The following is a 25,319-nucleotide window of genomic DNA, read 5'->3' on the forward strand; positions in this document are numbered from 1 at the left end:
GGCGGCGCCACCCCGGTCCCTCCGGGGCCCCACCCCGGCCCCCCGTACCCGCCTCTCGTCACCCCCGCCCCGATCGGACGAACCGCCATGATCAGGAACCTGGTTGCCCGTGCCGCCGCCCTCGCCGGCCTGCTCGCCCTCGCGGTGCTGCTGACGGACGGCGCGCGGCCCGTACCGCAGGCCACCGCTCCCGTGGCGTGGTCGCACAGCCCGACCGCCACCGCCACCGCCACCGCCGCTGCCACCGCCGCCGCTGCCACCACCACCGCGGCCCCGGTCGCGTGGTCGCGGTCCGATGAGGGGCGCACCACCTTCGGCGTGCAGCCCTCCGGGCCGCGCAAGCCCGACCGGCGGCCGAACCTCAGCTACGGCGTGACGCCGGGCGCCACCGTCACCGACCACGTGGCCGTACTGAACTACGGCAGGAAGCCGCTGACCCTGCGCCTGTACGCCGGCGACGGCTTCACCACCCCCGACGGCGGCTTCGACCTGCTCGCCGCCAAGCACAAGGCGAAGGACGCCGGTTCCTGGGTGAAGCTCCGCCGGGGCCGCCTCACCCTCGCCCCCGGCGCGCGGGCCATCGTCCCCTTCCGCCTCACCGTCCCCCGGCACGCCACCCCGGGCGACCACGCCGGCGGCATCGTGGCCTCCGTCAGCGCGATGCGTACCACCGCCGGCGGCGACCGGGTCGCCGTCGAGCAGCGGGTGGGCGCGCGGCTCTACATCCGGGTCGCCGGCGAGCTGACGTCGGTGCTGGACGTGCACCGGGTCAGTGCCTCCTACGAGGCGAGCGCCTTCGGCAGCGGCACCGCCACCGTCACCTACTCGGTGCGCAACACCGGCAACGTACGCCTGGGCGCCACCCAGGCGGTGCGCGTCTCGGACTGGTTCCAGGCCCAGCGCGCCACCGGCCACCGCGAGGAGCTGCCCGAGCTGCTGCCCGGCGCCTCCCTGACCTTCACCGCCCAAGCGAGCGGCGTGCTGCCGACCTTCCGCGACACCGCGACGGTGGTCGTCACCCCCAAGCCGGTCAAGGGCGACGTCCCGCGCGGCGCGCTGACACCCGTCACCGACGAGAAGGGCTTCGCGGCCGTGTCCTGGGTGTATCTCGGGCTGCTCGTCCTTCCGTTGGGGGCGCTCGCCCTCTGGCTGGTACGGCGCCTGCGCCGGCGCCGTGCCCTGGCGCGCCCCGCCGTGGTCTTCGCCACCTGCCTCGCCGCGCTGCTCGCCGTCCCCCTGCTGCCCGCGCCGGCCGCCCGCGCGGCCGACGGCTCGCTCACCATCACGCCGCGCAGGGGCACCGACCGCTCACTCATCTCGCTGACCCCCTCCGCGCCCTGCCCGGACGGTACGACCTACGTCATCGCCTGGATGCGCGGCAAGGGCTTCCCGGCCGAGGGGCAGATCGTCGTCACCCTCTCCGAACTGGCCATCTACCCGCCGGGGGACAGCGGAGGACCCGTACTGCCGCTGGGCGCGATGCCGCGGGACTTCGCCTCGATGGCCCGGGTGGCGAAGTTCACGGGCACCTACACCATCACCGTCCGATGCCTGAAGGACCCCTTCCAGCAGAAGGCGCTGCGGGAGTTCACCGGCTCGCTCACCTTCACCTCCCCGACCGTGTACGGCGGCGGCACCCGGGCCCGGGTGGAGCGCGCGCCCGCCTCCGCCCCCGGGAGCGCCGCACCCTCCGCCCCGCCCGCCGAGGACCCCTCCGCCGCGCCCGCCTCCGCCGCTCCCGCCCCGCCCGCCAAGGACCCCGCCGCCGCGCCCGCGGCGGCCGTCGCGGGGGAGGACGGGGGCGGCGGGGTGCCCGTACCGGCGCTGTCGCTGACCCTCGCGGCCGTCCTGGCGCTCGCCGGGGGCGCGTGGTGGTGGCGTACGCGGCCGGCCGCCCCCGCGGCCGAGGGGCGGGTGGAGTGGGACGACTGAGTGCGTCCGCCCCGCCGATCCGCAGATCCAGAATGGAGACCGAGAACGTGTTGTCCCAGCGAATCGCCCGTCCGGCCGGCCTCGCGCTCGCCGCCGCCGCCCTCGCCCTGTGCCTGCCCGCGACCGCGCACGCGGAGACGCTGGGCACCCTGACCACGAGTGTGAACGAGGGGACGGACGAGACACTCTTCGACCTCCACACCTCCGCCCAGTGCCCCGCGGAGGCCACCCACATCGTCAACTTCATGACGGGTGCGGGCTTCCCCGGCAGCGGCGAGATGGTCACCACCCTGACCGAGATCCCCAACCTCTCCTGGACCCAGGAGGGCGGACTGGTGATACCGCTCGCCCTGCACATGCGGGGTTTCGCCAACAGGGCCGGTGTCACCACGCTGCAGGGGAGGTACGAGTTCACGGTCACCTGCCGGGCCATGTTCGGCGAGGCCGACTACGGCGAGTTCAAGGGCGCCATCTGGTTCACCTCCAACACCTCCTGGCAGAACACCGATCCGGCCAACGGCGAACCGACCCCGACCGGCACACCCACCCCGAGCGCCACCCCGACCCCGAGCGCCACCCCCGATCCCTCCGCCACGCCGACCGACCCCACCCCCGAGCCGTCCACCGACGAGCCCACCCCCGACCCCGTTGACACGTCGACCGACCCGGCGGCGGGCAGCGGTACGGACGGCGGTACGGAGGACATCTCCACCCAGGTCGACGGCGGCGGCTCCGGCGGCGGTGACGGCGACGGCGACGGCGGCGGCCTGGCGGACACCGGCTCCGACGCCCTGGCGCTGAGCGGTTTCGCCGCCGCCCTCGTCCTGGCGGGCACCGCGGCGATGCGCTGGGCGCGCCGCCCCGACTGGGCGTCCCTGCGCGCGCACTGGGCGGACGAGGCGGACGGCGGTACGGGCCCGGCGTGCGGCCGTACGGACGGCAGCGCGGACGACCGGACGGGCGGGCGGCACCGGTGACGACCACCCTCACACCGCCCCGGAGCGGCCCCGACCGGACGGGCGGCGCCCCGCCGCCCCCGCGCCCCGCGCCCGTCCCCCGCCACCAGCCGGGCCCCGCCTCCCGCACCGTCGGCACCGCGCTGATCATCCTGGCCGTGCTGCTCCTCGCCGTCGTCGCCGAGGCCGGACCGCTCGGCACGCTCCAGCACAGCCGCGACCGCCAGGTCGACTACGCCGTCCTGCGCGCCCAACTCGCCGCCGGCACCGCCCCGGTCAGCACCGCCACGTCGGAGGGCGTCACCCCGCTGGCGCCCGGCGTGCCGATGGCGGTGCTGCACATCCCCGGCATCCGGCTGCGCGAGGTGGTCCGCGAGGGCACCACCGCGGGGCAGCTCGCCCGGGGCCCCGGCCACCGCCGCGACACCCCGCTGCCCGGACAGGCGGGCACCAGCGTCGTCTTCGCCCGCCAGGCGATGTACGGGGGCTCCTTCCGGCGGCTGAAGGAGCTGCTGCCGGGGGAGGAGTTCACGGTCGTCACCGGCCAGAGCGAACGCCCGCACCGCTACCGGGTCACCGCCGTACGCCGGGCCGGCGATCCGCAGCCGCCCGTACTGGCGGACGGCAAGGGGCGGTTGATGCTCGTCACCGCCGACGGCACCCCCTTCCTGCCCACCGACGTGCTGCGCGTCGACGCCGACCTGGTCTCCGCCCCGGTCCCCGGCGCCAAGCCCGCCGTGGCACCCGGCGCGCTCCCCGCGGAGGAACGGGCCATGGGCGCCCAGGAGTCGGCGTGGATGCCGCTGGTGCTCTGGCTGCAGGGGCTGGCGCTGGCGGTGGCCGCCCTGGTGTGGATCCGCACCCGGCTGGGCCGCGGGCACGCCTGGCTGATCGGCCTGCCGGCCCTCGCCGCGCTGAGCCTGGCGGCGGCGGACGCGGCGCTGATGCTGCTGCCGAACCTGCTGTGAGCGCCGCGACGCGACCGCGGCCCGTACGACCCGAACCGACCCGCCGAGGAGAAGGACACCCCCGTGACTGACCCGAACGCCCCGACCGCCACGCTGCCCGCCCCGGGCGAGGCGCCGGCCGCCACCGGCTCCGGGCTCGAAGCCCGGGCGGTCTCCGCCTGGTTCGGCGACCACAAGGTCCTCGACCGGGTCTCCCTCGACATGCCCGCCGGCCTGGTCACCGCCCTCATCGGCCCCTCCGGCTGCGGCAAGTCCACCTTCCTGCGCATCCTCAACCGCATGCACGAACTCGTCGCCAGCGCCTCCCTGGCCGGCGAGGTGCTGCTGGACGGCGACGACATCTACGCCCCGGGGCGCCGCCTCATCGAGGCCCGCCGCCGGATCGGCATGGTCTTCCAGAAGCCCAACCCCTTCCCGGCCATGTCGGTGTACGACAACGTCACCGCCGGCCTGAAGCTCACCGGCACCCGGGTCAGCGGCCCGGCCCGGGACGACCTGGTGGAGGAGTGCCTCACCAAGGGCGGCCTGTGGAAGGAGGTCCGCGACCGCCTCCGCCAGCCCGGCGGCGCGCTCTCCGGCGGCCAGCAGCAGCGCCTGTGCATCGCCCGCTCCCTCGCGGTGCGCCCCAGCGTGCTGCTGATGGACGAGCCCTGCTCCGCGCTGGACCCCACCTCCACCCGCCGCATCGAGGAGACGATCCGCGAACTGGCGCACGAGGTGACGATCGTCATCGTCACCCACAACATGCAGCAGGCCCACCGCATCTCCGACCAGTGCGCCTTCTTCCTCGCCGAACAGGGCACCCCCGGCGCGATCCTGGAACACGGCCCCACAGAAGCCATGTTCACCACCCCGAAGGACCCCCGCACAGCGGACTACGTGGCGGGCCGCTTCGGATAACCCCCCACCCACCGTGAACCGCACGCCCCTCCCCGATCGATAAGGGGACGTGAGACCCTTCCGGCCCATGAGCGCCCCACCCGACGAGCTGGGCATACCGCAGGGCACGGTGAAGACCCGCGCCATGCGGGCCCGCCGTGAACTGCGCTCTCTTCTCAGCACGTTGGAGGGCACGGCATGAGCTGGCACCTGGACGAGCGGCTAGCCCGCGCCTACGCCGAGGGGACACTCCCGCGCGCGGAGTTGCCCGCCGCCGGGGCGCACAGCCGCCCCGGCAGCGGACTCACCCCGGCCGCCGCGCCAGGTGCACGGCGTCCGGTACGCCCCGGCGGACCGGGATCTCCTCCGTGCGTACGTGCGTGAAGCCGGCCGCGCACAGGGCGTCCTCGAAGGCGGGGGAGGGCTGCGCGGACCAGACGGCGAGCACGCCGCCCGGGGTGAGGCGGCGCAGGCAGGCGCTCAGGCCGGCGGGGGAGTAGAGGGAGGCGTTGCCGTCGGTGACCGTCCAGTCCGGGCCGTTGTCGATGTCCAGGCACAGGGCGTCGTAGACCGCCTGCGCCTCCCGTACGTACGCCACCAGGTCGGCCTCGACGATCTCGGTACGCGCATCGCGCTGGGCGGCGCCCGAGATCCGGTCGAGCGGTCCGCCGGTGTGCCAGTCGACCACCGCCCGCTCGCGCTCCACCACCGCGATCCGCCCCCAGCGCGGCTCGGCCGCCGCCTCCGCCAGGGAGAAGCCCACCCCGAGGCCGCCGATGAGGACGGCCGGCGCCGGGCGGTCGTCCAGCTCCGCCAGCGCGGCCCGTACCAGCAGCCGCTCCGAGCGGCCGTCGGAGGTGTCCATCAGGAAGCAGCCGTTGGCGATGATCTCGTAGTCCGCGCCGCGCTGCCGCAACGCGACCTCGCCGTAGGGGCCTTCACGGTGGTCGAGGGTGATGACGTCGTCCATGCCACAGCAGGGTAGTACCGTCCGCGCGCCCTCCCGGAGGGGGGCGTTTCCTGGTAGGACACGGCCATGAGGACACGACGCGTGCCGGTGGCCGTGGTGCTGGCGCTGCTCCTGGCGGGGTGCGCGGGCGCCACCCCGGACGGCGAACCCGCCGAGACGGGCGTCCGCTCCTCCCGTACGGCCGACTCCCGTACGCCCGACTCCCGTACGCCCGACGTCGCCCAGCCGACCGCGCCCGGTGCCGTGCTGATCGGCTTCACGGAGAGCGGTGGCATCGACGGCCGCCGCAACGAGCTGCTGGTCCGGGTCGACGGCCGCTACACCCTCACGACCCGCCGGGGCACCCGCACCGGCCGGCTGGCCCCGGCGGCGGCCGAGCGCCTGCGCGCGGCGCTGCGCGCGGTGCGCTTCGACGAGATCGACGCCTCCGACCTGGGCCGGCCCGCGCCCCGGGGCGCGGACATGCTCACGTACTTCGTCGAGTACCAGGGCCGCAACCTCATCCTCGGCGAGGGCTGGGACATCCCCGGCATGGGCGAGGTGCTCGCCGCCCTGCCACCGCGCGCGTGATCGCTGTGAGCGAACACGCCCCTTTCCCGGGAACAGCGCGGCACCCTCCTGCATTGAGTCCACATAACTCAAGTTGCATGCTGAAGGGTAGATCATGGCTACTGAGTCCCCGTCGATCACACCGCTGACCCTGCCCGTCCTCCCCCTCGACGACGAGGCCGTCCTGCCCGGGATGGTCGTTCCCCTGGATCTGACCGACCCCGAGGTCCGTGCCGCTGTGGAGGCCGCCCAGGCCGTCGCGCGGGAGTCCAAGAGCAAGCCCGAGGTGCTGCTCGTCCCGCGGATCGACGGGACCTACTCCGGCATCGGCGTGCTCGGCCGCGTGGAGCAGGTCGGCCGACTGGCCGACGGCGACCCCGGCGCGCTGATCCGCGGCGTGAGCCGGGTGCGTATCGGCTCGGGGACCACCGGCCCCGGCGCCGCGCTGTGGGTCGAGGGCAGCGCCGTCGACGAGCACGTCCCCGACCCCCTCCCCGGCGCCGTCACGGAGCTGATGAAGGAGTACAAGGCCGTCGCCGCCGGCTGGCTGCGCAAGCGCGGCGCCTGGCAGGTCGTGGACCGCGTCCAGCAGATCGACGACCCCGGCGCCCTCGCCGACAACTCCGGCTACTCGCCCTTCCTCACCGTCGCCCAGCGCGTCGAGCTGCTGGAGACCGCCGACGCCGTCGCCCGCCTGAAGCTCGCCGCCCGCTGGCTGAAGGAGCACGTCGCCGAGCAGGACGTCGCCGAGTCCATCGCCAAGGACGTCCAGGAGGGCGTCGACAAGCAGCAGCGCGAGTTCCTGCTCCGCCGCCAGCTGGAGGCCGTACGCAAGGAGCTGCGCGAGCTGAGCGGCGAGCCCGAGGGCGAGGAGAGCGACGACTACCGCGCCCGCGTGGAGGCCGCCGACCTGCCGGAGAAGGTGCGCGAGGCGGCGCTCAAGGAGGTCGACAAGCTGGAGCGCTCCTCCGAGCAGTCCCCCGAGGGCGGCTGGATCCGCACCTGGCTGGACACCGTCCTGGAGCTGCCCTGGAGCGAGCGCACCGAGGACGCCTACGACATCAAGGGCGCCCGGGCCGTCCTGGACGCCGACCACGCCGGCCTGGAGGACGTCAAGGAGCGCATCACCGAGTACCTGGCGGTGCGCAAGCGCCGCGCCGACCGGGGCCTGGGGCTGGTCGGCGGCCGGCGCGGGGGCGCCGTGCTCGCCCTCGTCGGCCCGCCCGGCGTCGGCAAGACCTCGCTGGGGGAATCAGTCGCCAAGGCGATGGGCCGGAAGTTCGTCCGCGTCGCCCTCGGCGGCGTCCGCGACGAGGCCGAGATCCGCGGCCACCGGCGGACGTACGTGGGCGCGCTGCCCGGCCGGATCGTCCGCGCGGTCAAGGAGGCCGGCGCGATGAACCCGGTCGTCCTGCTCGACGAGATCGACAAGCTCGGCTCCGACTTCCGCGGCGACCCGGCCGCCGCCCTGCTGGAGGTGCTGGACCCCGCCCAGAACCACACCTTCCGCGACCACTACCTCGAAGTCGAACTCGATCTCTCCGACGTCGTCTTCCTCGCCACCGCCAACGTGCTGGAGGCCATCCCCGAAGCACTGCTGGACCGCATGGAGCTGGTCCGCCTCGACGGCTACACGGAGGACGAGAAGGTCACCATCGCCCGCGACCACCTGCTGCCCCGCCAGCTGGAGCGCGCCGGACTCGCCCCCGGCGAGGTCACCGTCGAGGACGAGGCGCTGCGCAAGCTCGCCGGGGAGTACACCCGCGAGGCGGGCGTACGGACCCTGGAGCGCTCCCTCGCCCGGCTGCTGCGCAAGATCGCCGCACAGCACGAGCTGGGCGACGGCGAGCTGCCCCGCACCGTCGGCGTCGAGCAGCTGCGCCCGCTCATCGGCCGCCCCCACCACGTACCGGAGGCGGCGCAGGAGGCCGCCGGGCGCCGCACCGCAGTCCCCGGCGTGGCCACCGGCCTGGCGGTGACCGGCGCGGGCGGCGACGTGCTCTACATCGAGGCGTCCCTCGCCGACCCCGAGTCGGGCGCCTCCGGGCTGACCCTCACCGGCCAGCTCGGCGACGTGATGAAGGAGTCCGCGCACATCGCGCTCTCCTTCCTGCGCTCGCACGGCGCGGAGCTGGAGCTGCCGGTCGGCGACCTGAAGGACCGCGGCATACACCTGCACGTCCCCGCGGGCGCCGTGCCCAAGGACGGCCCCAGCGCCGGCATCACCATGACCACCGCGCTGGCCTCGCTGCTCAGCGGGCGCCAGGTGCGGCCGGAGGTGGCGATGACCGGCGAGGTCTCCCTGACCGGCCGGGTGCTGCCCGTCGGCGGCATCAAGCAGAAGCTGCTCGCCGCGCACCGGGCGGGGCTGCGGACGATCGTCATCTCCCAGCGCAACGAGGCCGATCTGGACGACCTGCCCGAGGAGGTCCTGGCCGAGCTGGAGGTGCACCCCGTCACGGACGTCCGCCAGGTGCTGGAGATCGCCCTGACGCCCGCCGCCGCCCAGCACCGGGCGCCGGTGGCGGCCTGACGGCCCGAGCGGGCGCCCTGCGGCGGGCGCGCCGAGCGGTCCGGCCTGAGCGGTCCGGCCCGTCGGCCTTCCCGGAGGAGCAGCTCCGGGAAGGCCGACGGCTCGTAGCCAGACCGTAGGCGCAGCCGGCGGCCCGGCGGAAGGGCATCGGCGGATGCCGTTGGTCTAGGCCTGCGAAATACTGGAGGAGCTGCGGCGATACGCCGTTTACGCAGGCAGGTTTCACGGACTGACGGCTGGAAGAGGCGCTGACGTGCAGGAGACCGGCCCCGAGGAGCGGCCCCACCCCACCGGGGTGGACCGCGAGGTACTCGCCCTGGAGACCGAGCTGGGCGTCTTCTACCGGCGCGCCCGGGCGGCCGTCGGCGAGCTGGCCCGCGCCGTCCACCCCGACCTCGACCCCGCCGCCTACGGGCTGCTCTCGCTGCTCGCGGAGGACGGCGAGCGCCGGGCGACGGACATCGCCGCCTACTTCGGCGTCGGCAAGGCCACCATGAGCCGCCAGCTGCGCGCCCTGGAGGAGGCCGGCCTGCTCGAACGCCGTACGGACCCGGCCGACGGACGCGCCTTCCTCGTCCGGCTCACCGAGGACGGCGGACGCCGCTTCCGCACGGTCAGCGCCGAGCGCCGCGACCAGTGGCTGCGCCACCTCGCCGCCTGGGACCGCGAGGACGTGGTCGCACTGACGCGGCTGCTGCACCGGTTCAACGAGCTGAACGCGCGGTAGCGCAGCCCCTGTCGGCGGCCCCATGGCAGGTGCCCGCTCACAGCTCCGCGAACACCGCCGAGGCGTCGTCGTGCCGCTTCCCGCGCGGATACGCGGCCCCGTCCGGATCCGCCGCCTCCGCGGCCCGGATCCGGGCGACCACCGCCCGCGCCCCCTCCTTGCGCAGTGCGGTGGACAGCTGCGCCCAGTCCCCGAGCCGCAGTACCTCGGTATACCGGGTCACCCCGTCCGTCAGCGCGGCCAGCGCCGCCACCTCCGGGCGCGCCAGGGTCCCGGCCACCGCCCGCGCGGCCACCGACGGATCCGCCGCCGCCGTGAAGAAGCCCCCCTCCGCGTTGCGCAGCGCCTCCACGGCCCGCCCGTACGCACGCCCCGCGGCCTCCCGCTCCGGTGAACCCGCGGGCAGCGCGCGCACGGCCGCCCGCTGGGCCCGTACCGCCTCGGGCAGCTCGGCCAGCCGCCGGTCCAGCACCGCCGCCACCTCGCCGTCCGTGCGCTCCACCAGCAGGGCGGCGTCCGAGAGGACCAGGTACTCCACGCGCTCCGCGTCCCACCGCGCCATCGCCACCGTGGCCTGCGGCGTCCGTACGTGCCGCAGGTCGCAGCCCGTGCCGTGCCGGGCGGCGGTACGGGCGACGGCCTCGGCGAGCGCCTCGCGCAGCGTGCCCGTACGGGCGGTGAGCAGCTCCTGCAGCGCGCCCCCGAGCCGGGCGGTGAACCACGGCACGTCGTGGACGCAGCCCGTCACCCCGTCACGCGGCGGCGTCACCCCGTCCAGCGCCAGCACCGCCCCGCCGACGCCGCCCGCCGGGACGACCGCCGCCGCCAGGTCCTCGTTCGGGCGGCCGGCCGTACCGGGCTCGCTGACCAGATCGATACGCATGGCGCCCAGTCTGCCCCAGCCACTCCGCACGGCGAGCGGGCACCCGTACGGCACGTGTCCCCCGCACGTAGGTACGACGCATAGCACGCCCCCACTCTTTCGGGTGAGGCTTTGGCATACGCCCCATCGGCCCCCATCACCCCTGCGAAGGTCTGAAACCGGGCACCCCACACGGTCTGTTACGGGCAGCGGGCGCCCCGTATATGGCAGCCAGAGCAGAAGGAGCTCGGGTGCACACGCAGGAGAAGCCACACACCGGACGGGCCGCCGCGCGGCGCGACAGACGCCGGGCCGCCCAGCGGCTGCCGGGACGGCTGCGCTCCGCCCTGCTGATCGTGGGGATCGCCGTGCTGGCGGCCGGCGCCCCGGGCGTCGCGGCCTCGTACCGGGCGAGGGGCACGGCACGGACGGCGGCGCTGCGCGACGAGGCCGCGGGCGAGCTGCAGCTGCAGTGCGTGCTGCTGGTCCTGTGCCTGCTGCTGGCCGTGGGCGTCGCCGTCTACGCCTGGCGGGCCGAGGTCCGCCGGCCGGTCGCCGCCGACGACGCGGAGGGCGCCGCCCAGCTGGCCGCCGCGCGCACGGAGCTGGCGGACGCCCGCGACGCCCATGTGCGCGAGCGCGACACGCTGCTGCGCGAGCGCGCCGCCCTCACCCAGCGCATCGCGGGACTGCAGGACAACCTCCAGGGCACCTTCGTCGGACTCTCGCGCCGCACCCTCGGCCTCGTCGAGCGGCAGCTGAGCTTCATCGACACGCTGGAGGAGCACGAGCAGGACGCCGACCGGCTGGACACCCTCTTCAAGCTGGACCACCTCGCCGCCTGCATGCGCAGGCACAGTGAGAACCTCCTGGTCCTGGCCGGCGCCGACCAGCGCGGCGCCAAGCGCGAGCACGTCGCGCTGATCGACGTGCTGCGCGGCGCGGTCGGCGAGATCGAGGCGTACCAGCGGATCGTCATCCGCCCCGGGCTCCCCGAGGTCCGGCTGAATGGTTTCGCCTCCGGCGACACCAGCCACCTGATCGCGGAGCTGCTGGAGAACGCCACCGCCTGCTCCCCCCCGACCGCCCCCGTGGAGCTGGGCGGCCGACTGCTGGAGAGCGGCGAGCTGGTCCTGACCGTACGGGACGAGGGCATCGGCATCACCCCCGCCGAGCGGCTGGCCGGGTTCAACGAGCTGCTGGCCCGGCCCGAGCCCGGCCCCCCGCCTGGCGAGGAGCGCGGCCTCGGGCTGTACGTGGTGGCGCGGCTGGCCGGGCGCCACGGCGCGCGGGTGCGGCTGCACACCCAGTCGGTGGGGCTCACCGCGGAGATCCGCGTCCCGGCCCGCCTCGTCGTCGCGGCAGCGGCCGTCGTACCCGGCGCGGACGGACACGCCGTACCGGCGCCGCAGCCGGCCGTACTCCCCGCGGAGGCCCCCGCACACCACCCCGCACACCACCCTGCGCCCCACCCCGCCGAGCACTCCCGCACGCCGCTGCCCGAGCCGTCCGCCCCCGCCCGCCCGGCGCCCCGGCCTGCGCAGTGGGAGCCGGCCCCGCGCCCCGCCGAGCACGCACCGGCCGCCCCCTTCGAGGCCGCGGATCAGGCCCGCCCGCGCGAGGCCGCCCGGGACACCGCGGACACCCCGCCGCCAGTCGCGGGCAGCGTCCTGCCACGGCGTAAGCGCGGCGCGTCCACCGCCGCCCCGCGCCTCCCCCTCCAACCGGCCTCCCCCACCGCTCCGTTGGACGCCGCCCAGGTGCGGCGGCGACTGGCCGGGCTGCAGCAGGGCTCGCGCGAGGGCTGGAGGGCCGCCGCCGCGGAGGCGGGCAACCGCGACCCGGAGAGCAGCGACCCGCCGGGCGAGGGGAAGACCGTGGAGATCGGCACCTTGACACGCCGCGGGAGCGACACCGAGCAGGGGGACAGATGAGCACGGCCGAGATCCGCAACCTCCGCTGGCTGCTGGACGACCTGACGGTCCAGGCACCCGGCGTCCGCTCGGTGGTCGTCGTCTCCTCGGACGGACTGCCGCTGCTCTCCACCGACCGGCCGCCCGCCCCCGGCGCGGACGCGGACCCGGGCGAGGACGGCGCCGAGCTGGCCACGGTGGTCTCGGGCCTGGCCAGCCTCACCCTGGGCGCCGCGGAGCTGATGGGCGGCGGGACGGTCAAGCAGACCATGGTCGCCATGGACGAGGGCTGCCTGCTGGTGATGAGCGCCGGCGAGGGCGCCCTGCTCGGCGTGCTCACCACACCCGACGCGGACATGAGCGTGGTCTGCTACCACACCGCCCTCTTCGTCGGCCGCGCCGGCCACGTACTGACCCCGCAGCTGCGGGGCCAGCTCCGCGCGGGGCTGGCGACGTCGGGGGCCTGAGGGCGGCCCGTCACTCCCCGCCGCCCTCCGCGGGCTCCTCGCGTACGGCATCCTCCCCGCCCGCCGCCGCACCGTCCGTCTCCGCGTCCCCCTCCGGCGTCTCACCGTCAGCTACCGAGCCGCCCGCCGCCGCACCGTCCTCCAGCACCCCGCGCGACCTGAGCGCCTTGTCCACGGTCGCCAGCTCCGCCGGGCTCAACGAGGCGATCAGCTCCTCCACTTCGGTGACCTGCTCGCGTACGGTGTGCCCCTGCTCCCGCCGCCGCTCGGCCAGGGACCGCTTCTTGTCGAGCGCCGCCCGCGCGGCCGCGGCGCGGCGGTCGAGCCGCCGCTCGGCGACGTACAACCCGCGCAGGATCGCCGCCTGGTGCTCGGAGGCCCGCGCCAGCACCTCGCCGCCCGCCAGCGCGCGCTGCGGATCACGGGAGAGCAGCAGCACGAGAGCGGGGCTGAAACCGCCCGTGCCCCGGTACTGCTCACGGGCCAGTACGGACGCCCTGCGCTGCCCCTCCCGCAGCTCCGCCCGCGCCCGCGCCAGCGCCCGACCGGCCCGCAGCGTCACCGCGCGCTGGGTGCGCAACTGCTCGCTGAGGGAGGCGTACTCGACCTCGGCCGCCTGCCGGCGCTCGTACAGCTGCTGGAAGCGGGTGAGGACACCGCCCTCCGGCTCGTCCGCGGCGGCGGAGCCCAGGGAGGAGGCGAGCAGTGCGGCGCAGAGCGCCAGGGCGGGAAGGGAGCGCATGCCAGCGAGGGTCGCATGGTACGGCCGGGAGGCGGCGACAGCACGCTGGCGGATAATCAGATCGGCGGATCGGGTGATACCGCCCGCTCGGGAAGGCCGTGTGGGCCGGGAAGGCCGTCAGCGGCCCCAGGGCCACTTCGGCCGGCGGTCGCGCCCCTCGGGCACGTACACATAGCGCCAGCCGCGCACCAGCCGCAGCCGCCTGCTGTACCCCGACACCTCGCGCAGATAGCTGTGCACGACCGTCGGCCCGCCGTCGGGATCGGGCACGGGAATGTCGTACCACTTGGGCGGATGCCCGGTGAGGCCCTTCATCACCGACAGGGAGCGGCCGTCCATCGGACCCCCCGTGAAACCCACGTCCTCGTACACCCGGTCAGTCTTCCGCGAGGAGGTGGGTCGCTTCGAGGACCACCGGGGCGACGCGCCGGGCGAAGTCGCCGACCGCACCGTCCGCGGCCTCCACCGCCAGCGCACGCCCGATCACCTCGGCGCACTGCGCGTCCGCGGCGGCGGTCGTGACGAGCAGCCCCACGAAGTGGTCCACCAGCCAGTCCCGCAGCTCCGACAGGGCCGGCTGCTTGCCCTCGTCCAGCCATATCAGCGAGGCGCCCTCGACCGCCGTGATCCAGGTGCGGACCATCAGCCGCAGCCACACGCCCGAGTCCGGCACCTGCAGATGGCGCAGGATCTCCTCGGCGGCCGAGCGCCGCACCTCGTCCACGATGGCCGTCGTCCGGCTGGTCTCCACCACGCTGCCGCCCTGCAGCAGCGCCTTGAAGCCGGCGTCGTGCTCGTCGACGAAGGCCAGATAGCTGTCCAGCGCCCGCGAGAGCCGCACGGTCAGCGAACCCGTCTGCGGCTGGGCGAAGCAGCCCTCCAGCTGGTCGGCGGCACTGCGCAGCGCCGCCTCGTACAACTGCTGCTTGCCACCGGGGAAGTAGCGGTAGACGAGGGGGCGCGAAACGCGCACGGCGGCGGCGACGTCGTCCAGCGAGACGTCCTCGGGGGCCCTGGTGGCGAAGAGGCCCAAGGCGGCCTCCAGCAACTGGCTGCGCCGCTGCTCCACGCTCAGTCTGCGGTAGGCGACCTGGCTCATGCGGTGCAGCGTAGCCCCCGGCGCCGACAACGGCCCCGGCGGGGCGGCGGGGAAATTCCGGGAAGCGGTCGCATCCTCACCGCCGGTCCCTCCCGGGCTCCCCCTCACCGTCCGCGAGCGCGGCCTTCATCACCGCGCGGGCGATGGGGGCCGCGGAGCCGCCGCCGCTGATGTCCGAGCGGCGTGCCTCCGCGTCCTCGACGACCACCGCCACCGCCACCCGCGCCACCCGGTCGTCCGGTGCCTTGGCCCAGGAGACGAACCAGGCGTAGGGCTTGCGCGAGTTGTCCACCCCGTGCTGCGCGGTCCCGGTCTTCCCGCCGACCAGCGCGCCGGGGACGGCCGCCCTGCGGCCCGTACCCACGCGCACCGTGTCGGCCATCATCTCCTGCAGCCGCTGGGCGGTGTAGCCGTCCACCACCGGCCCCCCCAGCGCCTCGGGCCGCGTCTGCGTGACCGTCTCGCCCGAGCGGTCGGCGATCCGGTCCACCAGGTACGGACGCATCCGGATCCCCCCGTTGGCGACCGTGGCCGCCACCGACGCCATCTGCAGCGGGGTGGCGCGGGTGTCGAACTGCCCGATCGCCGAGAGCGCGACCTGCGCGGCGTCCATCCGGCTCCCGAAGTGGCTGGGCAGCACCGGCGCCGGGATGCGCAGCCCCTCGTCGTCGAAACCGAAGGCGGCGGCCGTACGGGCCATCTCCTCGGTGCCCACGCTCGCCCCCAGCTTGGCGAAGACGGTGTTGCAGGAGACCACGAAGGCGGTGTGCAGCGGGGCGTCGGCGCAGCCGGCGGACTCGTTGCGCAGCAGCGTGCGGGTGCCGACCAGGTTGTACGGGCTCGGGCTCACGGTGGGCGCGTCGATGTCCTCCACCACCCCGGAGCTGAGCGCCGCCGCCGCCGTGACCACCTTGAAGGTCGACCCCGGGGGGTAGGTCTGCCGGGTCGCGCGGTTGAGCAGCGGCTGGTCGGGGTCGGCCAGCAGCCGCTGCCAGGCCGCCCGCACCTTCGGGGAGTTCCCGGCGAGCTCGCGGGGGTCGTAGCCGGGGGCGCTGACCAGCGCCAGGATCCGCCCGGTGGCCGGGTCGAGCGCGACGACCGCGCCCTTGCGCCCGCGCAGCCCCGCGTAACCGGCCTCCTGCAGCCGGGGCTCGATCGTGGTGTGCACCTGCGCCCCCGGCTGCGGGCTGCGGGTCAGCTCGCCCCACAGCGGCAGCGGGGCCAGGCGCGGGTCGCGCCCGGAGAGGGAGGCGTCCTCGGTGTCCTCCAGCATCGTGGTGCCGTACGACTGCGAGGCGAAGCCGGTGACGGGCGCGTAGAGCGCCCCCTGCTCGTACGTGCGCTCGTAGCGCAGCCCCTCGCCGGTGTCCACGGAACCGGTGAGCCGCACCCCGCCGGCGTAGATGTCGCCGCGCGGCTGCGCCCAGTGCGCGAGGGCGTGGCGGCGGTTGGCGGGGTTCGCGCCGTACTCCTCGGAGTTGAGGACCTGCACCCGGGAGGCGTTGGCCAGGAGCGCGACGAGCAGCAGCAGGCCGACGGCGGAGACGTGGCGGATGCAGCGGATCATGCGGGGGAGTCCTCACCGGCGGCAGGGGCGGCAGGGGTCGCCGTATCGGCGGGGGAGTCCTCACCGGCGGCCGGGGCGCGGGGCGGGCGCCGAGCCGCGTCGCTGAGGCGGACCAGCAGCGCCACGATCGCCCAGTTCGTCACGACCGAGGAGCCGCCCTGCGCGAGGAAGGGCATGACCATCCCCGTCAGCGGGATCAGCCCCGTCACCCCGGCCGAGATGACGAACGCCTGCAACCCCACGACCACCGCCAGCCCCGTCGCCAGCAGCGTCCCGAAGGCGTCGTCCCGCAGCGTGATCGCGGTACGCAGCCCCCGGCTGACGAAGAGCGCGTACAGCAGCAGCAGCGCCGTCAGCCCGGAGAGCCCCAGCTCCTCACCGGCGGTGGCGAGGAGGAAGTCCGACTTGCCGGCGAAGCCGATGAGCACCGAGTGCCCCTGCCCCAGCCCCGCACCGAGCAGCCCCCCGTGCGCGAAGGCGAAGAGCGACTGCGCCAGCTGACCGGCGCCCTCGCCCTCCTCGATCCCGGCGAACGGCGCCAGCCAGTCCGCCACCCGCACCCCCACGTGCGGCTCCAGCGTGCCGACGACGAACGCCCCGGCCACCGAGAGCAGCAGGCCCACCGCGATCCACCCCGGCCGCGAGGTGGCGACGTACAGCATCACCACGAACATGCCGAAGAACAGCAGCGAGGCGCCCAGGTCGCGCTCCAGCAGCAGCACCGTCAGGCTGATCAGCCAGACCGCGAAGATCGGCCCCAGCACGCCGCGCGGCGGCAGGTGGACGCCGCGGATGCGGTGGCCGTCGACGTAGGTGAGCGCCGGGCGGTTCGCCGCCAGGTACGCCGCGAAGAAGACCGCCAGCAGCACCTTGGCGAACTCGCCGGGCTGCAGGGAGAGGCCGGCGAGGCGGATCCAGACCCGGGCGCCGTTGACCGGCGGGAAGAAGATGGGCGCCGCCATCAGCACCAGCGCGGCGATCGCGCAGGGGGTGCCGTAGCGGGCGAGGCGGCGGTGGTCGGGCAGCGTGATCAGCAGGGCGAGGAAGACGGCGATCCCCAGCCCGGACCAGAGCAGTTGGGCCGGGGCGGCCTGGTGGTCGCTGACGCGGTCCAGGCGGTGGATGAGGATCAGGCCGAGCCCGTTGAGCAGGAAGGGGATCGGCAGCAGCAGCGGGTCCGCGTACGGGGCGAAGCGGCGTACGGCCAGGTACGCCGCCAGTGCGATTCCGGCCAGCAGCGCCGCGCGGTCCCAGGCGTCGTACGGCAGCCGTCCGTCCAGCGCGAGGCCGGTGGAGACGTAGCCGAACCACACCACCGCGACCGCAAGGACGAGCATCAGCAGCTCCGCGCCGCCCCGGCGTCGGGGCGGGCGGGCGTCCGGGGCGCCGGCGGGCACCTGCTCGGGAGCGGGTGCCCGCGCGGTCGTGGTCATGCGGGGACGGTAACAAGGGGTGGGTGCTTTATCCCGTATATCCGATTGTCGGAGTCGAGGTCGGCGTGGAGGCCGGCTCGGGGGTCGACTCGGGGATCAGCGGAGCTCGTCGCGCAGCAGCCCCATGGTGAACATGTCGTACCAGTCGCCGTCGCGCCGGAAGACCTGGCGCAGCCGGCCCTCCTCGACGAAGCCGACCTTCTCGTAGGCGGCGCGGGCCGCGTGGTTCTCGGTGACGACGGTCAGTGTGACCTTGTGCAGGCGCATGTCCTCGAAGCCGTAGCGGCACGCCGTGCGCACGGCGTCGGTGGCGTAGCCGCGGCCCCAGTACGCCTTCTCGCCGAGGTAGATGTCGAGCGTGGCGATGCCCTTCTCCGGCTCGGTGTCGTGCAGCATCACCAGCCCGATGAGCGTGCCGTCCTCGCGCGACTCGATGCCCAGGAGCAGGTCGCCGTAGGAGTTGCGCGGCCGGTCGGCGAGGAAGGCGCGCGTCGACTCCACCGTGCCGGGATAGTTGTCGTCCATCCACCGCATGACCTCGGGGTCGTGGTTCCACCGCCACAGCGCCTCCGCGTCCTGTGGCCCCATGGCCCGCAATATCACCAGTTCTCCGCGAGGCATACGGGTGCCGCCCTTTCGTCCGATCCGCAGGTCCGCGCGGCCGGCCGGCCGGCGCCCGCCGATCCGCCCGCGCCGCGAACCAGGTATCCGTATCACGCCGTTGCCCGCCGCTCCCAGGGGTTTTCCGCGTACGGCGGTGCTCTCTCCGGGCCCCCGTGTCCTCTGGGCCCTCTGCGCTCTCTGCGCCCTCTGGCGGCGGCCCGCGGCGGGGCCGTAGCGTGCCGGGATGCCTGCGAACCGCGCCGCGCCATCCGTCCTCGTCGTCCAGAACGGGCCCGGCGGCGGCCCCCGCCGCCTCGGCGACTGGCTCCGCGCGGACGGCCTCGCGCCCGACGTGGTGCACGCCTACCGCGGTGAGGCGCTCCCCGCCACCCTGGACGGCCATGACGCCCTGGTGGTGCTGGGCGGCGGCGCGATGCCGGACGACGTGGCGCGGATGCCGTGGCTGGCCGGGGCCCGGCTGCTGGCCGCCGAGGCGCTGGAGCGCGCCGTCCCGTACCTCGGCATCTGCCTCGGCGGGCAACTGCTCGCGCAGGTCGGGGGAGGGCGGGTCGAGGCGGAGCACGGGCGGCCGGAGGCGGGCAGCGTCACGCTGACCCTGCGCGCCGAGACGCACGCCGACCGCCTGTTCGCCGGCCTCCCCGAGCGGCCGACCGCGATCGAGCGGCACGTCGACGCGATCACCGAACTGCCCGCCGGGGCGGCGTGGCTGGCGCGGAGCGAGCGCTGCCCGTACCAGGCGTTCCGCTGCGGCGAGGCGGCCTGGGGGCTGCAGTTCCACCCCGAGGTGGACGCCGCCCGGCTGCGTACCTGGGATCCCGGTTATCTGCGCTCCCTCGGCTACGAACCGGAGCGGGTCGTCGAGCGGGCGGAGCGGGACGAGGCGGGTGCCGTGGTGGTGTGGCGGGAGCTGGCGCGGCGGTTCGCGCGGGTGATGCGCGGGGGGTGAGGGGCGGTTCGCCGACCGGCCGGCCGGCCGACCGACCGCCGACCGACCGACTGCCGACCGACCGCCGCCCGACCACAGTGCGGGCGACGGGGATGGGAGTTTCGCTGGCATTGAAAATTCGAACACCAGTATGGTTGCCGGTGTGGACGACTACAAGTTCCCGGATGACCTGCTGCAGGCGAAGAGGGAATGGTTCGCCGTGGAGCGGCAGTTGGACGCGCTGCCCCCGCGCCCGTGGACGGACGCCGACGGCGTGACGCACCGCGACGGCCGCGACTGGACGGCGGAGCTGGCCAGACAGGAGACGGCGCTGCGCAGGCGGTTCAGGGAGTTGTCGATCCAGATCTCCGTCCACCCGTACTGGGAGACGCTCCCGGCGGGGGTGGTCGCCGCCCGCATGGAGCTGCGGGCGGTCGCGGGCCGGCCTCCCCGGGAGGAGGCCGGCCCGGTGGAGGAGCGCGCGGGGCAGCCGGTCAGAGCGCCGTAGCCGTCCCGCTGACCCGCACCCGCGGGTCACCCGCGCGCAGTTCGACCTCAAGCAGGCTGGGGCGCCCCATGTCGTGGCCCTGGTGCAGGGTGAGCAGCGCCGCCTCCGGTGCGAGGCCCAACTCCCGCAGGTACGCCCCGAGCGCGGCCGCCGCCGCCCCGGTCGCCGCGTCCTCCACCACGCCGCCCACCGGGAAGGGGTCGCGTACGTGGTAGACGCTCTCCGACTCCCGCCACGCCAGCTGCACGGTGGTCAGCTCCAGCTTCTCCATCACCGTGCGCAGCCGCTCGAAGTCGTAGTCCAGGTCCGCCAGCCGCTCGCGGGTGGCGGCGGCCAGCACCAGCTGGTTGACACCGGCGTTGGCGATCCGCGGCGGAAACGCCGGGTCCAGCTCCGCGGCGGACCAGCCCAGCGCCGCGAGCACCTCCGCCACCTCGTCGGCCGCCACGGGCTTCACCTGCGGCTCCACGCTGGTGAGCGTGGCCTTGAACGCTCCCCCGTCCTCGGCCACCGAGACCGGGACGACGCCGGGATTGGCGTGGAACACGTACGTGCCGGGACCGACGTGCTCGCCCAGCGCGACGGCGGCGGCGACCGTGGCGTGCCCGCAGAAGTCGACCTCCGCGAGGGGGCTGAAGAAGCGGATCCGGTACGAGCGGGGCGCGGCGTCCGGGGCGGGGGAGAGGAACGCGGACTCGGAGTAGCCCAACCCGGCGGCGATGGCGAGCATCTCCGCGTCGTTGAGCGCGGCGGCGTCCAGGACGACACCTGCCTGGTTGCCGCCGGCGGGGTCGGTGGAGAAGGCCGTGTAGCGCAGTACGTCAGTCATGATCGGTCAACTCCGCGCGGGAGCAGGGTTATTCCCGCTGTTCAGCGGCGGTGCGGCGGTGCGGCGGCGGCGAACTGGTGGTCGCTGTGCGGTGGCCGGGTGACCAAGTTGTCCACAGTCTCCGCGTTATCCACAGGGGAGGCGCGAGGCGTCCCCGCCGCGCAAGACTTGACGCCATGAACCTGCACATCACAGCCACTTCGGCCGCGCACCGACCTGGAGCTGGGCCTGGCTCCAGCACGAGCTGCTGGAGCGCTGCTGGTACGTATCGGGGCGCGTGGGCCACGAAGTGGGCCTGACGACGACGGCGGCGGACTACGTAGCCACGGTGCTGACGCCGGGGAGCTGACGGGCCCGGCTTCGCCGGCCGCCCCTGATTGCCGCCCGCCCCCGGCCACCGTGAGGCGGCGACCGGAGGCGTCGTGGCACGACCGGCGCGCGCCGGCCGGAGTTTCGCCCTCAGGCCCGGAAGGGCCCGGTCACCTCGTAGGTGATGCCCCCGGAGGAGGACCCGCTCGTCCCCCGCTGGCTGGAGAAGTAGAGCCGCCGCCCGTCGGGGGAGAAGGCGGGACCGGTGATCTCGGAGGAGGACTGCCCGGAGATCCGCAGGAACGGGGCGACGACATCGTCCGGGGTGATCAGGCAGATCTCCATGCTGCCGCCGTCCTCGGCCACGTACAGGTCGCCGGAGGAGGCGCCGGTGACGTTGTCGACCCCGGTGAGCGGCGCGCCGCCCCCCGTGACGAGGGAGTCGTCGTAGGCCAGCTCAAGGGCCTGCGTGACGGCGTTGTACTGCCAGACGCGGTTGTCGCCCTTGGTGGTGAACCAGCAGGTGTCGTCCGCGTAGTAGCAGCCCTCGCCGCCGTTGAAGCGCTTGGCGCCGGAGACCTGGTTGCGGGTGGCGGTGGCGCCGCTCGGGTCCGGGACGACGGCCCAGGTGACGGTGCCGGAGGTGCCGGAGCCCATCCTGGCGACCTCAAGCGTGCCGGAGGAGAGGTCGCCCCAGGTGGTGGGCCGGAAGCGGTAGAAGCAGCCGTCGGAGACGTCCTCGGTGAGGTAGACGACCTGGCGCACGGGGTCGGCCGCGGCGGCCTCGTGCTTGAAGCGCCCCATGGCGTCGCGCCGCACGGCGGCCTTCACGCCCCAGGGGTCGGTCTCGTAGACGTAGCCGCGGTCGACCTCCTCGCAGGACAGCCAGGTGTTCCAGGGCGTCGCGCCGCCCGCGCAGTTGTTGCGCGTGCTGGACAGGATCCGGTAGGCGCCGGTGATGGCCCCGGTCGAGCTGAAGCGAACCGCGCCGGCGCCCCCGCTCGGACTGACCTCGGAGTTGGAGACGTAGATCCACCCGCTCCCGTCGGCGAAGCAGGCCCCGCCGTCGGGGGCGCTGTGCCACTTGTACGAGGTGCCACTGACGTTCTGCCCGGACCGCGCGACGACACGGCTGCTGAACCCGGCGGGCAGCAGAATCCCGTTGGCGTCGGCGCTTCGCAGCGCTCCGTAGGGCCCGGCTCCGGGCTGAGCGGGGGCGGCGCTGGCCACGCCGTGCCAAAGACTGCCGCCGAAGGCGGCCACGGACCCGCCGACGACGGCACCACGCAGAAAGGTGCGACGCTCCACGATGTCTCCCAAGTGGGGGTTGATCCCCGCAACCGACCGGCCGCAGGGCCAAGCGCCGAAACCCTAGAACCCCCAAGTTGACTGCCCACCAACAACCAGCAACGCCCTCATGACACTCAGCGAACACCGCATGGCCCCCGCCCCCGCGCCCGCTCCCCCCAACAAGACCCCCACCACCCCTGACCTCGCAAAACACCCCCGCACCCCCCAACGAAAACCAGGTTCACAGCCACCCCGCAGAAGCTGGTAAGGTTCTACCCGTCGCCGCAACACCAACGACACGCCCCCGTAGCTCAGGGGATAGAGCAACGGCCTCCGGAGCCGTGTGCGCAGGTTCGAATCCTGCCGGGGGCACTCGCCCAGGATCAGCAGGAATCAAGCGCTGACCAGGGCGGATGCCGACATGAGAGAGCGGGAACCAGTCTCACTGGGTCCCGCTCTTTCTCATTGCTGATCACGGTTCACGCGTGAGTGGCGTGTGAGACCGAGGGGCCTCGCGTCACCGCTCAAGTCGACCGAGGGGAGCGGGCAGGACCTCGGCGATTCACACCAAGGGCACTCTTTGTTGCCTGTGGCAAGCCACCCACTAGGATCGGCCGCAGTTCCAGGGGGGGTAATGACGGAATCATTGGGGTCAGTTGCGCCAATCGGCCTCAAGGTCAGTGACGTATTTTCCGTGATGCGTGGCAGGTCCTATCGCGATCCCAAGGCTCCGCCCGGGAAGAGCGGCACCGTCCGAATCCTTAGGCTTCCCGACCTCGGCCGCAGCGGTGGCGTCGGCCCGCCTAATGACAGGACCGAGTGGGTGCCGGCAGGGCGAGAGGCTGAACTGCTTCAGCCTGGCGACATCCTCGTGACGCGCACCTTCGCACCCGGTCTAGGCCGGGGGGTGGTGGTCCGCGAGGCCGATCTACCTGCCGTTGCCAACGAATACCTGCTCTACCTACGCCCGAAGTCCGAGGTTCCGGAGCTATACGTTCAACTCATCCTCACCTACCTCCGATCTGGCGTGCTGGACCGCATCGCCACTCGAACGGCGAATATGTCACGCGTGAGTTTGCCTACGTTGGCGGATGTTCGTCTCCCGGAAAGAGACGACACTCTCACGGAGGCACTCGAAGAGATCGTTGTTGCTGGTGAGGAGCTACGGCGCTGGAGCGAGGAAGCCGGAGCCGTCGTCGGAGGGATCTTCGGCTTCGATGGCAGCACTCGCCCCCGAGCCCGAGGCAGAGTCATTGAAGCTGGACAGCTGCTACGCCTTCGAGCCGACGCTGCCAGCCAACTTGATGACTTCGGGTACACCGTACGAACGCGCTTCCCTTACCCAATCGCGCTGCGATGGCGCGAGGTGGAGGCGAGGGTCAGCTCCGAAGACCTTCGCCGGGCCTACACCGCAGTGCTGGCAGCGGCAGAGATCCTCTTGGCTTACTGCGCCCTACTCACCGCGGCGCTCGCACGGGAGGCTTCGATCGAGCTGTCGAACGTTGCTGCCCTGCGCAACAAACTCATCGGCCGGGGCGGCGGAGGGCCGGGAATCGGCGAGTGGACGGTGATTTTGCAGGAGATCAGCGGAGAGAGGAAGCGTCGGGGCCTTCCCGATGAGCACCCGCTCCACGACCTCGGGCAACTGCTCAACGATGACGATGCCGAGGAGGCGCGGAAGAGGCTCGCGAAGCGTCGCAACAACGAGTCGCATGAGCGCCGGGTCGATGATGTCGACCTGCCAACAGCACTGGCCGGAGCCTTGGAGGATCTGAAGCTGCTGCTACGGCGCGCCATGTTCCTCGCAGACATGCCGCTGATCGAAGTCACCTCGGTCGACTGGAACTCATTCCGCAACGAAGCCGCACTGGGCTTCCGCCGCCTGATGGGCGATCACCCGGTCGTACCCACGGAGACGATGAAGCATGGCAGCAGTGCGGTCGAGAGACACAGCCTGTACCTCGTCGGACGTGATCGGAGCTTGCACCTGCTGAGACCGTTCCTCGTCGGCAAGGTCTGCTCTGAGTGCCGGACTTGGTCCACCTTCCACGTCGACAAGGTTGAGGGCAAGATCGTGATGAAGACCCTGGAGCACGGACATCTTCAGCGTGAAGCTGACGAGGTATCCCTGCAGGAGGCCGGACTCCTGTAGGGAGCCATTGCGGCCAAAGGAGGGGCATGGAACTCACGCCAGAGCCGTATAACCACGACGGCACAGAGCTTGACATTCTTGAACAGTACGGAAGTTTCGAAGCCTTTTGGAACGCACAGCGTGCTGGGCTTCATCAGCATCCAACAAACAACCAACCTGACGTCGAGACGGAAAACACCGACGTCGCTGACCGCTGGAACCAGGATCGCCCACAGCCGCTGGCTTGGGACGTCTATGAGCACTGGCTGGTGCAGGAGTGGCGCCGACTGCTGGATTCAGAACCAAGTGAGCTTGAGGTTCAGAGATTCTTAGAGCAGCACCCCTCACTCCTGCCAGGAGCCAGCAACGACGTTGGGCGAGGGCACCACGGCCCATGCTGGGACGCAGTCATCACCCAGCCGTCACTGAAGGGTGCGAGTGCAGATCGGGTACCCGACTTCATGTGGGTGAGGAGCGACACTTCTACGGTGTATGCACTGTGCATCGAAATAGAGGCCCCGACGAAACCGTGGTTCACCCTGGACGGTCAGTCAAGCGCCCATCTGACGCAAGCCCTTGACCAGATATTGGAATGGAAGGTCTGGTTCTCACTGCCGGAAAATATGCTGGCCTTTCGCCATGCATACATTCCCGTCGATCTCGGTTACCAAAGAATTGAAGTGCAGTTCATACTTGTCTATGGGCGCGACAGGGAGTTCCGACAGGACGAGAGTCGCCACAGAGACCCTCTATATCTCAGAAGGAAACGCGATCTCATACCCCGGTCCTCGGAGTATCTGTACACCTTCGATCAACTCCGGCCAGAACGGGACGCCGCAGATGCGGTCACAATCAGTGGACGACGCGACAGCTTCAATGCCGTTGCCGTGCCCCCTACTTTCACCACAGGACGAGGAACAAAGCAGCTCGCTTCCCAAATTCCTGATATCTCGTCGGCTTTGACGAAAACCCCTCTGATCCCTGAAGAGCGAAAGGTATACCTGGCCGGCCGGTGGGATTACTGGCGACGTAGCGCAGCACCCCGCCCAAGTCTTCGCTTTAATAACGCTCGGGAACACTCCGGCGAGTAGCTTTCTTGTCAACAG

General features: G+C 73.1%; 24 protein-coding genes, 1 tRNA gene and 1 pseudogene. 16 read left to right on the forward strand and 10 right to left on the reverse strand.

Annotated elements, in window-relative coordinates; translation table 11 throughout:
• The first annotated feature begins 87 nt into the window (after positions 1–87).
• The 5 genes and pseudogenes from ACFQLX_RS17250 to ACFQLX_RS17270 all read left to right on the forward strand — a co-directional run.
• The gene (locus ACFQLX_RS17250; RefSeq protein ID WP_386416103.1) at positions 88–1,932 is read left to right on the forward strand and encodes a WxL protein peptidoglycan domain-containing protein; all 1,845 of its coding nucleotides are present in this window, start codon (positions 88–90) and stop codon (positions 1,930–1,932) included.
• A gap of 47 nt (positions 1,933–1,979) precedes the next feature.
• Positions 1,980–2,909, forward strand: a complete 930-nt coding sequence (locus ACFQLX_RS17255; protein WP_386416105.1) for a hypothetical protein — start codon at positions 1,980–1,982, stop codon at positions 2,907–2,909.
• The gene (locus tag ACFQLX_RS17260) at positions 2,906–3,856 is read left to right on the forward strand and encodes a sortase (RefSeq protein WP_386416107.1); all 951 of its coding nucleotides are present in this window, start codon (positions 2,906–2,908) and stop codon (positions 3,854–3,856) included. Before ACFQLX_RS17255 ends, ACFQLX_RS17260 begins: the two co-directional genes overlap by 4 nt.
• A 93-nt stretch (positions 3,857–3,949) precedes the next feature.
• Positions 3,950–4,756: a phosphate ABC transporter ATP-binding protein gene (locus ACFQLX_RS17265; RefSeq protein WP_386416202.1), complete on the forward strand. Its 807-nt coding sequence runs from the start codon at positions 3,950–3,952 to the stop codon at positions 4,754–4,756.
• Positions 4,757–4,844: 88 nt separating this feature from the next.
• Positions 4,845–4,937, forward strand: a pseudogene (locus ACFQLX_RS17270) (RNA polymerase subunit sigma-24); the annotation flags it as partial.
• Positions 4,938–5,039: 102 nt separating this feature from the next.
• Here the strand turns inward: ACFQLX_RS17270 and ACFQLX_RS17275 are convergent.
• Entirely contained in the window at positions 5,040–5,705 is a 666-nt protein-coding gene (locus ACFQLX_RS17275; protein ID WP_386416110.1) for a spermidine synthase family protein, read from the reverse strand.
• A gap of 66 nt (positions 5,706–5,771) precedes the next feature.
• Between ACFQLX_RS17275 and ACFQLX_RS17280 the strand changes: the two genes are divergently transcribed.
• The 3 genes from ACFQLX_RS17280 to ACFQLX_RS17290 all read left to right on the forward strand — a co-directional run bounded on the left by ACFQLX_RS17280 (position 5,772) and on the right by ACFQLX_RS17290 (position 9,514).
• Positions 5,772–6,275 (forward strand): hypothetical protein, encoded by a 504-nt coding sequence (locus ACFQLX_RS17280; RefSeq protein WP_386416112.1) that lies wholly within the window; start codon positions 5,772–5,774, stop codon positions 6,273–6,275.
• A gap of 94 nt (positions 6,276–6,369) precedes the next feature.
• Positions 6,370–8,787 (forward strand): endopeptidase La, encoded by a 2,418-nt coding sequence (gene lon / locus ACFQLX_RS17285; protein ID WP_386416114.1) that lies wholly within the window; start codon positions 6,370–6,372, stop codon positions 8,785–8,787.
• Between the two features lie 253 nt (positions 8,788–9,040).
• Entirely contained in the window at positions 9,041–9,514 is a 474-nt protein-coding gene (locus ACFQLX_RS17290; RefSeq protein WP_386416117.1) for a MarR family winged helix-turn-helix transcriptional regulator, read from the forward strand.
• A 37-nt stretch (positions 9,515–9,551) separates the two neighbouring features.
• Here ACFQLX_RS17290 and ACFQLX_RS17295 read toward each other — a convergent pair whose 3' ends face one another.
• The gene (locus tag ACFQLX_RS17295; protein WP_386416120.1) at positions 9,552–10,397 is read right to left on the reverse strand and encodes a protein phosphatase 2C domain-containing protein; all 846 of its coding nucleotides are present in this window, start codon (positions 10,395–10,397) and stop codon (positions 9,552–9,554) included.
• A gap of 230 nt (positions 10,398–10,627) precedes the next feature.
• On the opposite strand from ACFQLX_RS17295, the gene ACFQLX_RS17300 reads away from it, so the two are divergent.
• Complete coding sequence (locus ACFQLX_RS17300; RefSeq protein WP_386416122.1) at positions 10,628–12,310, forward strand: sensor histidine kinase; 1,683 nt, start codon at positions 10,628–10,630, stop codon at positions 12,308–12,310.
• A complete protein-coding gene (locus tag ACFQLX_RS17305) occupies positions 12,307–12,756 on the forward strand; it encodes a roadblock/LC7 domain-containing protein (RefSeq protein ID WP_386416124.1) in 450 nt (149 codons plus the stop codon). The genes ACFQLX_RS17300 and ACFQLX_RS17305 overlap by 4 nt, the downstream gene beginning before the upstream one ends.
• A gap of 10 nt (positions 12,757–12,766) precedes the next feature.
• On the opposite strand, the gene ACFQLX_RS17310 is transcribed toward ACFQLX_RS17305, so the two are convergent.
• From ACFQLX_RS17310 to ACFQLX_RS17335, 6 genes are all read right to left on the reverse strand, one after another.
• A complete protein-coding gene (locus ACFQLX_RS17310; protein ID WP_386416127.1) occupies positions 12,767–13,498 on the reverse strand; it encodes a hypothetical protein in 732 nt (243 codons plus the stop codon).
• 117 nt (positions 13,499–13,615) lie between these two features.
• Positions 13,616–13,837 (reverse strand): hypothetical protein, encoded by a 222-nt coding sequence (locus ACFQLX_RS17315; RefSeq protein WP_386416204.1) that lies wholly within the window; start codon positions 13,835–13,837, stop codon positions 13,616–13,618.
• A gap of 37 nt (positions 13,838–13,874) precedes the next feature.
• Positions 13,875–14,597 carry a TetR/AcrR family transcriptional regulator gene (locus ACFQLX_RS17320; protein WP_386416129.1) on the reverse strand — a complete coding sequence of 241 codons (723 nt, stop codon included), beginning with the start codon at positions 14,595–14,597 and terminating at the stop codon, positions 13,875–13,877.
• Positions 14,598–14,673: 76 nt separating this feature from the next.
• Entirely contained in the window at positions 14,674–16,164 is a 1,491-nt protein-coding gene (locus ACFQLX_RS17325) for a penicillin-binding transpeptidase domain-containing protein (RefSeq protein ID WP_386416131.1), read from the reverse strand.
• On the reverse strand, positions 16,161–17,597 hold the full coding sequence (locus ACFQLX_RS17330) for an FtsW/RodA/SpoVE family cell cycle protein (RefSeq protein ID WP_386416133.1): 1,437 nt from the start codon (positions 17,595–17,597) through the stop codon (positions 16,161–16,163). The genes ACFQLX_RS17325 and ACFQLX_RS17330 overlap by 4 nt, the downstream gene beginning before the upstream one ends.
• 96 nt (positions 17,598–17,693) lie before the next feature.
• Entirely contained in the window at positions 17,694–18,218 is a 525-nt protein-coding gene (locus ACFQLX_RS17335; RefSeq protein ID WP_386416135.1) for a GNAT family N-acetyltransferase, read from the reverse strand.
• A gap of 226 nt (positions 18,219–18,444) precedes the next feature.
• Here ACFQLX_RS17335 and ACFQLX_RS17340 point away from each other — a divergent pair, with 226 nt between their 5' ends.
• Together ACFQLX_RS17340 and ACFQLX_RS17345 are read left to right on the forward strand one after the other, a co-directional pair.
• Positions 18,445–19,167, forward strand: coding sequence for a type 1 glutamine amidotransferase (locus ACFQLX_RS17340; protein ID WP_386416138.1), 723 nt, complete (start codon positions 18,445–18,447; stop codon positions 19,165–19,167).
• A 142-nt stretch (positions 19,168–19,309) separates the two neighbouring features.
• Positions 19,310–19,654: a hypothetical protein gene (locus ACFQLX_RS17345; protein WP_386416140.1), complete on the forward strand. Its 345-nt coding sequence runs from the start codon at positions 19,310–19,312 to the stop codon at positions 19,652–19,654.
• Here the strand turns inward: ACFQLX_RS17345 and ACFQLX_RS17350 are convergent.
• The gene (locus ACFQLX_RS17350) at positions 19,641–20,483 is read right to left on the reverse strand and encodes a PhzF family phenazine biosynthesis protein (RefSeq protein ID WP_386416143.1); all 843 of its coding nucleotides are present in this window, start codon (positions 20,481–20,483) and stop codon (positions 19,641–19,643) included. The genes ACFQLX_RS17345 and ACFQLX_RS17350 overlap by 14 nt on opposite strands.
• 244 nt (positions 20,484–20,727) lie before the next feature.
• Here ACFQLX_RS17350 and ACFQLX_RS17355 point away from each other — a divergent pair, with 244 nt between their 5' ends.
• Positions 20,728–20,832 (forward strand): hypothetical protein, encoded by a 105-nt coding sequence (locus ACFQLX_RS17355; RefSeq protein ID WP_386416207.1) that lies wholly within the window; start codon positions 20,728–20,730, stop codon positions 20,830–20,832.
• Positions 20,833–20,942: 110 nt separating this feature from the next.
• Here the strand turns inward: ACFQLX_RS17355 and ACFQLX_RS17360 are convergent, their stop codons facing one another.
• Positions 20,943–22,100: an alkaline phosphatase PhoX gene (locus tag ACFQLX_RS17360; protein ID WP_386416146.1), complete on the reverse strand. Its 1,158-nt coding sequence runs from the start codon at positions 22,098–22,100 to the stop codon at positions 20,943–20,945.
• Positions 22,101–22,382: 282 nt separating this feature from the next.
• Here ACFQLX_RS17360 and ACFQLX_RS17365 point away from each other — a divergent pair.
• The 3 genes from ACFQLX_RS17365 to ACFQLX_RS17375 all read left to right on the forward strand — a co-directional run bounded on the left by ACFQLX_RS17365 (position 22,383) and on the right by ACFQLX_RS17375 (position 25,304).
• Positions 22,383–22,454, forward strand: a tRNA-Arg gene (locus ACFQLX_RS17365).
• Positions 22,455–22,716: 262 nt separating this feature from the next.
• Complete coding sequence (locus ACFQLX_RS17370) at positions 22,717–24,234, forward strand: restriction endonuclease subunit S domain-containing protein (RefSeq protein ID WP_386416148.1); 1,518 nt, start codon at positions 22,717–22,719, stop codon at positions 24,232–24,234.
• Between the two features lie 26 nt (positions 24,235–24,260).
• Positions 24,261–25,304: a Shedu anti-phage system protein SduA domain-containing protein gene (locus ACFQLX_RS17375; protein ID WP_386416150.1), complete on the forward strand. Its 1,044-nt coding sequence runs from the start codon at positions 24,261–24,263 to the stop codon at positions 25,302–25,304.
• Positions 25,305–25,319: the final 15 nt, after the last annotated feature.

The sequence above is a fragment of the Streptomyces polyrhachis genome (genome assembly GCF_042663125.1).
GTDB classification, from domain to species: Bacteria; Actinomycetota; Actinomycetes; order Streptomycetales; family Streptomycetaceae; genus Streptomyces; species Streptomyces polyrhachii.